Origin of the sequence: Aeoliella sp., from assembly GCF_965227375.1 — a bacterium.
In the GTDB taxonomy this organism is placed as follows: domain Bacteria; phylum Planctomycetota; class Planctomycetia; order Pirellulales; family Lacipirellulaceae; genus Aeoliella.
Window position 1 is genome coordinate 1608327 of the sequence record NZ_CBDDFX010000002.1, and the last position, 13541, is coordinate 1621867.

Here is a 13541-nt window from a genome sequence, read left to right on the forward strand (position 1 = left end):
GTGCGAAGTCGTTCAGTCCGCCAAGTGGACTTTGGGAAGGAACCCAATTGAAGTTTCCATCCAATTGCCACAACTGCAACCCCCGCCTCCCTCGGGCGACAGCAGCATGCCGCCCGCCGGGATGGAACTTAGCCAACAGTCGGGGCGTACACGAGCCCAATGCGTGTAACCGCTACTGCCGGGCGTCCACATGCTCAGCAGTCCGCCCGACCCCGAGCGGAACAGCAAAGCCGAATTAGTGCACGCGTAAGTGCCGCAGCCGCCGACGGGAAACTTGTCGGGTTGCAGCTTGCCTGTCGCCAGGTCGTAAATCACCGGCCGCACAAAGAGCGAGTTGCCCACAATCGCCGGGCGCGCCAGATGCACTCCGTGGTCGCTGCGGCCACCTGGCCAGGGCGTAGTGGCGTGCCAGTTCAGATCGCCAGAAGCGAGGTCGAACACATAGGTGTCGAACTGTTTTGGACTCGACCCGACAATTGCCAGGTGATCTCCAGAAACCGCAGTGTTGATCATGACCGTCGCGGGAACAATGCCCAGAGCTTCTTCCCATACCACTTGTCCCGTCTTGGCGTCGAGCGCCACCAAGTGCTGCTCCTTCCAGATGTCCGCCGAGGCAACGCGTCCACCGCTGCCTTTAGTAACGCTTGGGTGGCGGCACTCGACAAACGTCACCTGGTCATCGTTGGCCGCGATCGTGGAGTTCAAGATCATGCCGTTCTGGTAGTGCCACTTCACGCTATCGGCCGACGACTTGTCGATGGCGAACAGCCGCTGGCTCACCGCCTGATGGGTGTCGGTGCCACTCGTGCCGTCGAACCAGAACGCACCGCCCCAGAAGTCGCCGACGGCCGTTCCCTCGGTAACCACGGAGCCCAGTAGCGTGTCACCCAGCGAACCGATGTAACCCCAGTCGTACTTGCCCGCAGCCAAGCCATCGGTAGGAACGGGCAGCGGTTCCACGTCTCCGTTGTCGAGGTCGATCTTCCATAGGCAGTCGCGCACCGCCAGGTACACGTGCGTCTGGTCAGCGCACCAGTTCGCGCTGTCGCGGGGAATGTTGTAGCGGCGGATGAACGGCGCCTCGATGGCCCACAGGACCGTTCCGTTGTATTGGTCGACCGCGATGATGCGATCAAGCCCTTGTAGCAGCAGCTTGCCACCAGACGCCAGTGGCGAAGGCTTGCGACTTTGGCGATCCGACTGGTAGCGAGGTCCAGGGCGACTGATCCACTGCACGGCCAGGTCGTTCGTTGCGTCGACGCCCGAGAGGGTTTCGCCGCCGAACGCGCTGTTGCCTGCGCCGCCGTATTGGTGTGTCCATTCGCCGGCACCCTCCAGAGGCCGCCCGTGAATCACCCGCCAGTTGCCGGAATCGTCGATCAATGCTGCGCCGGTCGGCGCGAGCAGGCGTTCGATTTCTTTTTGCGCAGGCGCCTGCTCGCCGCGGACCACGATCAGGTTCGCAACTCTTGGAGTCAACCAACCTTCGCCCAGGCTGGGTTGCGACAGCACCTTAACGCGGTGAGCAACTCCCAATTGTTCGATCAGTTCGTGGCAGCTAGTCGCCTGTTGGTCATCGCGGCAGACTACGGTGGTGATCAACTGGGGCAACCCAGCGAGGTCGCGAACGACCGTTTCCGGATCGTCGGCAAACACCAGACACAGGCCTTCGTCAGCGTGTTCGTCGATTGCCTTGCGGGCGATCGGGCCGTAGTCGCTAGCGTTGCCGCGGGTAAAATCGAAGAATGTGTCGCACTCGTACTTGTCGGTAACCTCGCCCGACTGCGGATTGCGAATGCGATAGTGGTACACATGGTCGTGGCGCAACCCCGAGAGTTCTACCTCGTGCCGGGTGGCGACTTCCGGCGAGTCGAACCGCCGCATTTCACCGTCGTCGAACAGTTCGACAACGCCCGGCGTAGGCTCGTTGGTTAGCCACTCCACGCGCGCCCGACCGGGCCCCACAAACCGTAGCCACGGGCCCACCGCCACGCGATAGCCATCGAGCTTGGGATCTTTGTCCTCTTCGTTGCTCGGCTCAATGGGAGGGGGGAAGACATCCACCCTGGAGAGGTAGTTGTCTTTTACTTCCTGTGCGTCCAGAGCCCTCGTGCTGACACGAACCTCGTGCAACGCGCCGTGCAAGGGGTAATACTCGTTCGAGTCGTGGTAAGCTGCGATTTCGTAGAATGTTTTCTCCGGGTAGCTGATGTCCCCCGACTGCTCGTTGCTGGTAGCAGACAACTGACCATCGACGTACAAACGCATTAGCTGGCCATCGTAAACTCCGGCGACGTGGTACCATCGGCCAGTAGTGAACGGCTTGTCTGCCGACATGTAGGTCAGGCCGCTCTTGCCGTCCTTTGCAGCGAGGCCTAGGCAGAAGTGGTCGTCTCGATAGCCTAGCAACCAGCCGAACTCTGTTGGACCGTTGTCGTGTATCACGCCGACGAAGCTGCCCCAGGCGGTGGGTTTGTCGACGCGGACCCAAGTCTCGATGGTGAACTCACGCTCGGGCACTTGGGCATCGTGGTAGTCGTCGGCAATTACAATGCTAGGGCCCTGCCCTTCGACCACCAGGGCCTCAATCTCTCCAAGCCGCTGGATCGGTAGCATAGCGTTGCCCTCTACGTTCTCGCCGCTAGCTAAGTCTCGTACGTTGCCGCCGTCGACGTGAGGTCGCTGAAATATCCAACGCCCGATCAATGCGTCGCCTTCCACCTCAGCAGGCGGGGATGGGGGGCTCTGCGTTTCTTCGGCTGGCGATTCGGAAGATGATGCCTTAGCGGGCTTGCCGGATGCTTGCCCGGGTTGGAAATTCAAGATCGTACCGATGTCGGTCGAGACGAAGAGCGATCCATCGCTGACCGCCAAGCCGTGGGCACGCCCGTCGATCGTTTCTTCCCAGCTGGGTTCGCCAGTCTGGATGTCCAGGGCGGTTACCTTGTCTACAGATCCAACTATCACCGCGTCCGGGGTGGCGATCATCGACAATCCGCCGGCGAGCGACGATTGCCACAACGGCTTGTTCTCTGCCTGCTGCAGCGCCACGACATTCCGCTTGGTTAGCAGGTAGGAAACACCATCCCTGACGACTACCGCCCGCGCCTGCTGGTGGGTGGCGAGTCGCTCGCGGGTCTTGGCGTTGCTGCGGGTGAGCCAGCCAGCCTTGTTGCCAGGTCCGTGCAGCACTTGCTCGCCGGCCACCACGGCGAACGCACCTCCTCCGCCTTCGAGCATGCCAAGTGGCTTGCCATCGCGGCGAGCGAACAGCATCGGAGCAACCCTGCCCTGTGGCGCAACGATCAATTCGCTGGATAGTGCCAACGGCCCTTCGAGCGTGGCTTGATCGAGCTGGCGAACGAATCGCCCGTCGCCGTTAGGCTTGCCGATTCGCACATCCACCGCGCACAGGTACGACTGTCTCCAAGGCAGCAGCGACGCGCCGAAGTAGGCGGTCGGGCCATCGACTACCACGCCGGTGCGAATGGGCCAGGCGGGAATGAAATTTCCGTTGTTCACGAAGAGCCGCTGCTGTTCCTGCGAACCCGACTCCGTGGGTGTAAATCGCCAGACAACCGTGCCGTCTTCAGCATTGAGGCAATAAGCATAGCCATCATCCGAGCCAAACAGCACGAGACCTTCGTGCAGAGTTGGCGCAATCCGCACCGGACCTTGCGTGTAGTACCGCCACAGCACGCCTCCATTGCTCGTGTCGAGGCATGTGACCGAGTTGTCGATGGTCGAGCCAAAGTAGCAGCGGCCGTCGGAGGCCACTACGTGCGGCGCGACGTCGTAGTTGCGCATAGAGTGCAGGTCGGCCAACGTGGCGTAGGCGTCCCATTTGGCGGGCCCGTACCACGCCGGCTGAGGTGTGCCGGTGTCGTACTCCCACGCGCGTTGCAGTCGCTCGACCTCGACGGGATCATCCGTGGCTGCGTTCCGCTCTGGATTGTAGCTTGCAGTGGGCCAATCCGCAGCGGCCGCGCTGCTCAGCATCAAGCAAAAAAAGAGGCTGCTCAGTAAGACCGAAGGTAGTAGCTGACGGCCGCGAGTCGCGAATCTACAATCGCACATTGCGAATGCCCCTATTTGCCTATGTGAAGAACTTGCGAAGTGAAGCACCTTGGCCGTTTTGTGGAGCCTACCACCGATTGCAGTGCGCGGCAACTTTCGGCGGGCAGCGTCTTAGGCGTACCCCACGGTTTCCGCAGTTCGCTTGGCGCAATGCGCAGATTGCATTAACGCGGAAGGTGATGGGTGGTGGACAGTTACCATGTGTTGAACCAATAATGGACTTTCGTTATCCCAGGGGCACGTCTGCACCATATGCCGCGCTTCGCCACATCTTTGCTGTGCCTTCTGCTGCTTGCCGCAAGTGCAAGTGATGCATGTCGCTACAATGTCCGCGACACAGCCTTCGTGGACAGCGGCGAGCCGGCTTACAAGTTGGAAGTTGTCTTGCCAGCTTCGGCAGGCAAAGACGCCAAAGCCTTTGTCGCCGCGCTCCGTGAGTTGGTTGCCGATTGGAACGTGGTCGTGGTCACCGCCGCGGACGAACGACCCGATGCATCCGGCGCACTTCTGTTGCTCACCGCGCCGGACGGTCGTCAATTGGAGTTGGGCGAGTTCCCTGCAGAAGGCAATTCCGCCAAGGGCGTGTTGTCTCAACTGCGCGACGAGAAGCTTGCCGATCAGCTGCGGCGAAACTTGATCACTAATCACAGCGTGGTCTTGCTGGTCGAGTCGGAAGACGATGCGGAGAACGCACGGCTTGGTGGGTTGGTCGACGAGGCCATCGAGAAGGTGATGCAAGGTAGCGCCCTCTGGCCTAAGGCCATTGATGGTCCACCGCTGAAAGTGGTCCTGCCGGCGGACAGCGTACCTGCGCACAAGACGCTATTGTGGTCGTTGAATCTATCGGGCGTCGAGGAAGTCTCGAGCGCACCCCAAGTGGTCGTCCTCTACGGGCGAGGAAGGTCGCTTGGCAAGCCGCTAAGCGTGGAGCAAGTGGCTGACGGCCGTTTAGAGCAATTGCTGGGCGTGGTGAGTCTCGATTGCGAGTGCGAGTATGACTTTGCGCCGCTGCAGGGGCCGTCGATCATCCACTCGTGGAACGAGCAAAGCGAACAGCTGGCGGCCAAGCACTTGGGATTCGATCCCGGGCATCCGCTGGTCACGTCGGAAGTGCGGTACATCCTGTCGCGCCGCGCCGACGCGTCCGAGCAACCAGCGGCAGATCCTGTCGTGGGCTACCGAGAGATTGCACTGCCGACGCTGCCTTCCCATGAGCCTGAGAACGGCTCAGCGCCGAGCGCTCCCGCCGAAACACATGCGCCCAATGAGACTCACGCAATCGATGCGGATCCCCCGCCAACCTCACCGCCACAGAACAACCTTCTGATCACCGCCGGCGTGGCGAGTTTGGTGGCGATGGCGGCTGGGTTGGTGCTCCTGCTGCTCAGGAGGCGGGGGTGAGCATCGTGCGATTGGTACTTCGCGAGATAGCCCATCGGCCGGGCAGCTTTCTGCTTGGCACGTTGTGGATCGCGCTGGCGGTGGCTGCTTGCATCACGTTGGCGTCGCTTCACGACGCGGCGTCGCGCGAAACTCGCCGAATTCAGCGCGATATCGGGTTCAACTTGCGGATCATTCCTGCTCAGGACGATGTCGACAACTTCTTGCTCACCGGCCAGCCGACCGGAACCATGCCCCAGGACGTCGCCAGTCGGCTGGCGAGCCAAGAGAGCGTGTCGTACAACCACCTCGTTGCGACACTGCACGGACAAGTGAAGGTCGACGGTAAGCCGGTGTTGGTCACCGGCATTGCCGAGACGCTTTTTCCCGAAGGCCACAAGAAACCGCCGATGGTGCCCACCATCGAGCCCGGTACGGCGCACGTGGGACGGCAGATTGCCCAGCGGCTGGGACTAGCAAAGGGCGATTCACTTTCGCTCGAAGGTGTCGAGTTTGAGGTCTCACGCGTCGCCCCGGCTACCGGCGGGCAGGAAGATCTACGCGTATGGTTGGCGCTGGCCGATGCCCAGCAGGTGCTCGGCAAGCCGGAGCAGATCAACGAGGTGCAAGCCATCGATTGCTTGTGTGTCGAGCCGAGCGAGGCCCCCCAGGAGCACATCGCCGAAGAGGTCGAACGCGTCGCGCCCGAGGCCCAGGTGGTGATGCTGCAGAAAATCGCGGCGGCCCGCGCGCGACAACGCCGAATGTCGGAAGACTTGGCGCGCGTCGGATCGCCGGTGGCGGTGATCGCTGGCATGGCGGGATTGGCCGTGCTGTCGTGGCTCAACGTGCGACTACGCCTGAGTGAAATTGCCCTGCTCAAAGTGCTGGGCAAGTCGCCCGCGTTTGTCGTCAGCCTCGTGCTCGGCAAGGCACTGGTGTGGGGTTTGTTGGGAGCAATCGTCGGAGCCGCGGTCGGCATTTGGTTGGGCGAATGGTGGGCCGCCCAGTTGTTTCCCAGCACCGGCGCCAAATTCACTACCGACTACGAACTTGTGTGGTGGATCGTGCTGGGCGCGCCGGTTGTTGCCTGCTTCGCAGCTTCGCTGGCCGCGGTGCTGGCCGCCACTCAAGATCCAGCACTCGTATTGCGGGAGGAGTAGCCGTGCTGGCCTGTCATGATCTTCAGAAGAGCTTTCCATTGCGCACCAGCCGGCTTGACGTGCTCAAAGGGGTAGATCTTTCGGTGTCACCGGGCGAGTGTGTCGTACTCAAAGGCGGCAGCGGCGCCGGAAAGACCACTTTACTGACATTGCTCGCCGGCATGATGCGCCCCGATGCAGGCGCGGTCGAGATGAATGGCAAGAACATCTCGCAACTCTCCGCTCGCCAGCGACGAGCTTGCTGGCAAGACGACATCGGTTTCGTGTTCCAGACGTTTCAGCTCGTGCCGTACCTAAGCGCGCTGGAGAACTTGCTAGTCGCCGCGGCCACACCCGCAGCACGAGAGCGCGCGGAAAGCTCGTTGGCCGACCTGTGTCTGCAACCACAGCTCCACAGCAAACCGGCCCAACTTAGCGCCGGCGAACAACAACGTGTGGCCTTTGCCCGGGCGATGGTGAATTCGCCCCGCCTGCTCCTGGCCGATGAGCCAACGGGTAATCTCGACGCCCACTCCGCGGACGTGGTGCTCGATCTGGTGCAGGAGTTCCGCAATGCGGGCAGAGCGGTGCTGCTGGTGAGTCACCACTCGCAAACCGATCGTGTGGCCGATCGAGTGCTACACCTGGTCGATGGTGTATTGAGCGAAAGCCCGGCTACAGTCTAGCGCTTTGGTCTACTAGCGCAGACCGGGCAATTTGGCCGCCTCTGGAGTTCGATGGTGCGAAACTGCATCGTGCGCAGATTGTAGACCAACAGCTTCGACGCCAGCGTATCGCCAAAACCGGCGAGGACCTTGATCGCCTCCATCGCAGCCAGGCAGCCGAGTGAGCCCGACACGGCGCCGAACACCGGGAACTCCCTCCGCCACCAGGCCGGCTTCTCCGGGTACAAGCATGCAAGGCAAGGCGTTTGACCTGGGAGCATGGTGGTCAGTTGTGCTTCCAGGTCGTACATGCCGCATTCGACGATCGGTTTGTTGAGTCGCATGGCGGCCGCGTTCATGGCGTACCGTTCTTCAAACAGCGGGGCGCAGTCGACTACCAGATCGACCGACCCCACCAAACGTTCCGCGTTCTGTTCGCTCAGGTTTTCGACAACCGCTTCGACTTCCACCAGCGGATTGAACTCCGCCAGACGCCGTTTTGCCGTGGCGACCCTTTGTTGGCCGGTACTGTCGGTGGTGAGGAGCAACTGCCGATTCAGGTCACTTGGCTTGGCGTTGCCGGCGTGAGCAAGCACCAGTCGTCCGACGCCGGCCGCCGCAAGTTGCATCGCCACCGGGCCACCAAGCCCGCCCACTCGCGATATAAGTATCGACGCGCCCTTGAGTCGAGCCTGGCCCGACTCGCCGAAGCCATCGACCCAAATCTGCCACTCGTAGCGTGCACGTTCTTCGTCGGTCAGTGGATGTTCGGACATAGGGCCGCCTAACCTCCGCTGATCGCCGAGAGAATGTGTACCTCGTCGCCATCGGATAGCGTCGTCGACGCGGGATCGATCGCTAGTTGGTCATTCACCGCCACCATGGTGCCGGAGGCGAGTTGACCATCTCGCAAAAGCGACACCGACCCATCTTCGAGTTGCCCAGCGACCAACAAAAGCAATCCCAGCAAGCTCGCGTTGTTGTCCAACTCAACGGAGGTCGCGCTGCGGCCCATCGCGTCGGCGAAGCGGTTTCCAAAGCTAACGGTGACAGTCATTGTGCAACTGGAGTGTGATATTTCAATCGGCCCATTCGGCTCAAACTTCGCATTGTAGCTCACGGAGTGCGAAAGCACACCCGCGGTGAGAATTGACGTGGTGCGCAGATTGATGGACATACAGAAAATACTTACTCTCACCCCTCGACGATTGTCCTGTATAATTGGCTGCTGTCAGCCCGCCAGATTCCCCGCCCGTCGACGCTTTGCATCCCATGCACCCATTGCTGAAGTTAGTTGGAGTTGCTGTGGTGGTCCTTTTTGGACTCTGCCTGCTCCTGCCGGGATCGCCGCTTGTTGAGCTTGCCACTGGGCCAGCCGCGAACGACGCACAGGAACTCACCATGTACTGCGCGGCCGGCGTGCGCGTCCCGGTCGAGCAAATCGCCGAGCAGTATCGCCAGCAGTACGGCGTCACCGTCAATATTCAGTACGGCGGCTCGAACACGTTGCTCAGCCAATTGGAGGTCGCCCGGCAAGGCGATCTGTTTCTCGCGGCCGACGAATCGTACCTTCAACTCGCCCAGCAGAAGTCGCTGGTCGATGAAATTCTCCCCCTGGCGCGAATGAAGCCCGTTGTGGCGGTTGCCAAAGGGAATCCGCGCGGCATCGAAACGCTCGAACAACTGTTGCCGCTACGAGTCGCTATCGGCAATCCCGACCAAACCGCCATCGGCCGCACGACCCGGGCGTTGCTGCAGCAGGCGGGCGAGTGGGACGCGTTCAACGCGACCGTACAACAGCGGGGCGTTTACAAACCGACGGTCGGCGACGTGGCGAACGACGTTTCTTTGGGCAGCGTCGATGCGGGCATCATCTGGGACGCGGTAGCGAACCAGCATTCAAATATCGACCAGGTGCAGTTGCCAGAGTTCGCCGCTGGCGAAGCGTTAATCGAAGTCGGCGTCCTTAGTTCCTCGCGCCACCCTACCGAAGCATTGCGATTCGCGAGATTTCTCGCCGCGAGCGACCGGGGCCAGCGAGTATTCGAGCGCGAAGGCTACTCCCCCGTCTCAAGTGACCCGTGGGACGAGCGTCCTCAGCTCACCGTGTACGCGGGGTCGGTGAATAAGCGAGTGTTAGACTCGGTACTCGAGTCGTTCGCCGAGCGAGAGGGAGTCGACGTCAACACGGTGTACAACGGGTGTGGAATTCTAAACGCCCAACTCGAGAGCATCGCTGCCGCCGACGATCTCTACCCCGACGCTTACGTGCCGTGCGATCGATACTATTTGCAGGAAGTCGCCGACCGATTCGAGGGCGAGCAGGATGTGTCGAGCACACCAATCGTGATTGTCGTGGCGAAGGGAAACCCCAAGAACATCTTTACCTTGACCGACTTGCACCGCGAAGGAGTGCGAGTAGCGTTGGGCCAGCCGGATCAATGCACTATTGGCGTGCTGAGTCGCAAGCTGCTGGAGTCGGAGCAGTTGTACGAGCAGGTGCTCGCGGACAATGTCGTGACGCAAACCACCTCGTCGGCGTTCTTGATCGCCCCGATCACTGTGGGAGCCGCGGATGCATCCTTGGCCTACGCCACCGACGCGATGAGCGAAACTTCGAAGCTCGATTGGATTCCCATCGATTCGCCACACGCCAAGGCGGTGCAGCAATTTGCCATCAGCCGGTCGACTCGACACAAGCAACTAGCCGAACGACTTCGACAGCATTTGCTCGACTCGAAGGAGATCTATCTGAAAGCCGGTTTCCGTTGGGAAGCCATTGCGGACTGACGGACGGCGGCGATTACTCCGCTTGGTAGGCCGCCTTCACACGCTCGTACTCCTCGGCCGACAGCGGCAACACGGAGCCGTGGCGGAACTTGAAGGGGAACGAAAAGTCGCCATCCTCTTGGAATTCGCCACTGGCAAGTTCCTGCGTGACATACGGCTGGTAGCCGCGCCCCCGAGCATAGTGGTCGAGAATCAGGCCCCACGTGGCTGGTTGGCCCTCCTTGGCTGGCTGAATTTGATAACAGGCCGGCCCTTCGTAACCGCGGAGCTTGGCCAGAGAGAACTCGGGAATATCCGTCCATGGCCCCTCCACCGCGGGCGCTTTCTCCAGCGTGATAGCTTTGTACTTTTCGTCTTTGCTGAATCGATAGTAAACATCCCCATCGCGGACGATTGTGGTATCGATCACAGTGGTCGGCTTCTCGATGTAGATGAACGGCTCACTGAAAGTCTTGAAGTCCTTGGTGCGGGCGGCCCAGATTCGGTGCTTGGCGTAATCGTCGCGGCGGGTTGTAGAGGCCCAAAATACCAAGTAGTCCTGGTTCTTGTGGTCGTAGATCGCCTCGGGCGCCCACGCACAGCCAGCATCATCGGGGGCGACTTCCACCAGACGCGGCTCGGACCAGTTCACCAGGTCGGTCGACTCCCAGACAACAATCGAGTGACTACCGCCCCGCACGGCGCGTCCCCAGTCGCCGTTGTGATGAATGGAGAGGTCGGTGGCGATCAGAAAGAAGCGTTCACCGTCGTGACCGCGAAGTACGTACGGATCACGAACCCCTTTCTCTCCAAGGTCGCTGACCAGTACTGGTTTGGAGTCATTGAGCGCCTGCCACTTCCGCCCGTCTTCGCTCGCGGCGAAGTACACCTGCTCGGTCATTGGGCTGCCTTCGCCACGGAATGTGACGAACAGAAAACCAGCCGCCTTGGCTGGCGCGTCGTCCAAAGCAACTGCGTCGACGGATTCGTACACGTCCACCGGTTGGATGGAGCCATCGTCGTTGTGACGCAGCGGCGACAGGCAGGTCTCGCGGTGGTATCCGTCGCCATCAGGGATACGGAAGCGGTGATACGCGATCACCCAATCGTCGCTGCCGGGTATTTGGCCAATGGAGTGATGACCCGCTGCGCGGACGTCACTCTTCTGATGGAGGATCGGGTTCTCGGCGGCCTTGGTGAATGGCCCGAGCGGCGAGTCCGACGTGCCGTAGGCCACCGAATAGCGCGGGTCGCGAGTGTCGAACTCCGACCAACTGAGGTAGTACCTTCCATTCCGCTTGTGAACGAAGGGACCCTCGTTGTAGCCAGGCGGCGTGATGTCGCGCACCTGGGCGGGATCGAAGGAAGTCATGTCGTCGTTCAGGCGTACCGCCTTACAGCGGCCCTGTCCCCAATAGAGATAGGCCGCACCGTCGTCGTCGACAAACACCATTGGGTCGATGCACTGCATACCGCGATAGTCGCGTGCTGCAACCAGAGGCTTGCCGAGTGGATCGCGGAACGGCCCCTCCGGCTGGTCGGCCACACCGACACCAATGTTCTTGTTGGCGCTGTAGTAGTAATAGTACTTGCCGTTGTTGGTTGCGATGGCCGGCGCCCAGGCGTGCAGGTCGGCCCACTCGAGGTCCTTGGGCAGATCGAGAATTACTCCCTCGTTCCGCCAGTGCACCAGATCGTCGGACGACCACGCTTGAAACGAAGTCGATCGCCAACCTTCGGTGCCATCAGTTGTCGGATAGAGGTAGCAGCGGTCGCCGAAGAATGCGATGTGAGGGTCCGCGTTCAGCCCGGGCAAAACTGCCTTGGGAGGCTGATCGGTAGCGTGCGTCTCGCCACGCGCGCATGCAGTTCCAAGTATCAGGATGGCCGCGGTGCAACAACAGATTCCAAATCGCATGGCATTTCGAGCAGTTGGGGGAAGTATCTGGCCTTAGTTGGGAGCATCGGCGGCGAAGACTACTCTTTACGCAAGTCACCCAACAACAGTTGGTTCTTCAGGTCGCGCAGCCTGGTTTCCGCGTCGATCACTACCAGCTCTACACCGGTCATTTCGGCAAAGTCCTCGAAGTGTTCGGTGGTGAGAGCCTGGCTGAAAACGGGGTGGTGCGACCCGCCCGCGTAGATCCAGGCGGCCGCGGCGGTTTTAAGGTCGGGCTTGGCCTCCCACAGTGCGCGGGCTACGGGCAGTTTGCCGAGCGGCTCGGGCGGCCGTACCACATCGACCTCATTGAGCACCATGCGGAAGCGATTGCCCAGGTCGACCACCGTGGCGTTCACGGCCGGCCCTTCGGGCGTGTCGAATACCAGACGCACGGGATCCTCCTTGCCGCCGATGCCGAGCGCATGAATTTCGCAACTCGGCCTTCCCGCGGCGATTGTCGGGCAGATCTCCAGCATGTGCGAACCGAGCACCTGCCCGCCATTGGGCGTCAGGTGATAGGTATAGTCCTCCATGAACGAAGTACCGCCGGGCAAACCGGCCGCCATCACCTTCGCCGCTCGCACCATCGCGGCCGCCTTCCAGTCGCCCTCGGCGCCGAAACCATAGCCATCGGCCATTAGTCGCTGCGAAGCGATTCCCGGCAGTTGCTTGATGTCGTGCAGGTTCTCGAACGTGTCGGTGTAGCCCACGAAGCCTTCCGACTCGAGAAACGCTCGCAGGCCCAGTTCGATGCGGGCGGCATCGCGGAGCGACTGCCGTCGCGCTCCTCCATGTGTCAGTACGTCGGCCATCACGTAGGCTTCGTCGTACTCAATGCACAACCGGTCGATGTCCGAGTAACTCACGGTCTCCATGAACTGAGTCACGTCGCCGAGGCCATAGCCGTTGACACTGAAGCCAAACGTCTCCTGCGCGGCAACCTTGTCGCCCTCGGTCACTGCGACCTCGCGCATGTTGTCGCCGATGCGAGCAAAGCGGGCTGTCTGCAGGTCGTGCTTGGCGGCCGCTGCGCGACTCCAGACACCGATTTGCTGGCGAACAGCCGCGTCCTCCCAGTGGCCCACAACCACCTTGCGAGCGAGTCGCAGGCGGCTGCACATGAAACCGAACTCACGACCACCGTGGGCCGATTGGTTCAGATTCATGAAGTCCATGTCGATCGTCGACCATGGCAGCGCGGCGTTGAACTGCGTGTGCAGGTGCAGCAGCGGCTTCTGCAAGACCTTCAATCCATTGATCCACATCTTGGCGGGCGAGAACGTGTGCATCCACGCCACCAGGCCGATGCAATTGCTCGACGCATTGGCTTCGAGCATCACTTGGCGGACCTCTTCGGGACGCGTGAGGATCGGCTTGAAGACGACCTTCACAGGTATCTGTGGATCGGCATCCAGCGCGGCAGCGACTTGGTTGGAGTGGTCGGCCACTTGCGCCAGGGCTACTTCGCCGTAGAGGTGCTGACTGCCAGTGATGAACCAGATTTCGAGTTCTTCGAGTTGGGGGAGAATGTTGGTCATAGTCGGTCGTACTTGTAAACAGTGGGTA

General features: G+C 61.1%; 9 protein-coding genes. 4 read left to right on the plus strand and 5 right to left on the minus strand.

The window, feature by feature from the left end; translation table 11 throughout:
- Nucleotides 1-12: 12 nt before the first annotated feature.
- Entirely contained in the window at nucleotides 13-3999 is a 3987-nt protein-coding gene (locus ACQK2L_RS19520) for a PQQ-binding-like beta-propeller repeat protein (RefSeq protein ID WP_425398717.1), read from the minus strand.
- Nucleotides 4000-4329: 330 nt separating this feature from the next.
- Between ACQK2L_RS19520 and ACQK2L_RS19525 the strand changes: the two genes are divergently transcribed.
- The 3 genes from ACQK2L_RS19525 to ACQK2L_RS19535 are packed head-to-tail and all read left to right on the plus strand — an operon-like array spanning nucleotide 4330 to nucleotide 7285.
- The gene (locus ACQK2L_RS19525; RefSeq protein ID WP_425398718.1) at nucleotides 4330-5478 is read left to right on the plus strand and encodes a hypothetical protein; all 1149 of its coding nucleotides are present in this window, start codon (nucleotides 4330-4332) and stop codon (nucleotides 5476-5478) included.
- Entirely contained in the window at nucleotides 5475-6620 is a 1146-nt protein-coding gene (locus ACQK2L_RS19530; protein ID WP_425398719.1) for an ABC transporter permease, read from the plus strand. The genes ACQK2L_RS19525 and ACQK2L_RS19530 overlap by 4 nt, the downstream gene beginning before the upstream one ends.
- A 2-nt stretch (nucleotides 6621-6622) precedes the next feature.
- Complete coding sequence (locus ACQK2L_RS19535) at nucleotides 6623-7285, plus strand: ABC transporter ATP-binding protein (RefSeq protein ID WP_425398720.1); 663 nt, start codon at nucleotides 6623-6625, stop codon at nucleotides 7283-7285.
- On the opposite strand, the gene ACQK2L_RS19540 is transcribed toward ACQK2L_RS19535, so the two are convergent.
- Nucleotides 7282-8040, minus strand: coding sequence for a HesA/MoeB/ThiF family protein (locus ACQK2L_RS19540; RefSeq protein ID WP_425398721.1), 759 nt, complete (start codon nucleotides 8038-8040; stop codon nucleotides 7282-7284). The genes ACQK2L_RS19535 and ACQK2L_RS19540 overlap by 4 nt on opposite strands.
- 8 nt (nucleotides 8041-8048) lie before the next feature.
- Nucleotides 8049-8441: a MoaD/ThiS family protein gene (locus tag ACQK2L_RS19545; RefSeq protein WP_425398722.1), complete on the minus strand. Its 393-nt coding sequence runs from the start codon at nucleotides 8439-8441 to the stop codon at nucleotides 8049-8051.
- A gap of 131 nt (nucleotides 8442-8572) precedes the next feature.
- On the opposite strand from ACQK2L_RS19545, the gene modA reads away from it, so the two are divergent.
- Nucleotides 8573-10054: a molybdate ABC transporter substrate-binding protein gene (gene modA / locus ACQK2L_RS19550; protein ID WP_425398723.1), complete on the plus strand. Its 1482-nt coding sequence runs from the start codon at nucleotides 8573-8575 to the stop codon at nucleotides 10052-10054.
- A gap of 13 nt (nucleotides 10055-10067) precedes the next feature.
- Here modA and ACQK2L_RS19555 read toward each other — a convergent pair whose 3' ends face one another.
- Nucleotides 10068-11951 (minus strand): family 43 glycosylhydrolase, encoded by a 1884-nt coding sequence (locus tag ACQK2L_RS19555; RefSeq protein WP_425398724.1) that lies wholly within the window; start codon nucleotides 11949-11951, stop codon nucleotides 10068-10070.
- A 59-nt stretch (nucleotides 11952-12010) separates the two neighbouring features.
- Entirely contained in the window at nucleotides 12011-13513 is a 1503-nt protein-coding gene (gene araA / locus ACQK2L_RS19560; RefSeq protein ID WP_425398725.1) for an L-arabinose isomerase, read from the minus strand.
- Between the last annotated feature and the right edge of the window lie 28 nt (nucleotides 13514-13541).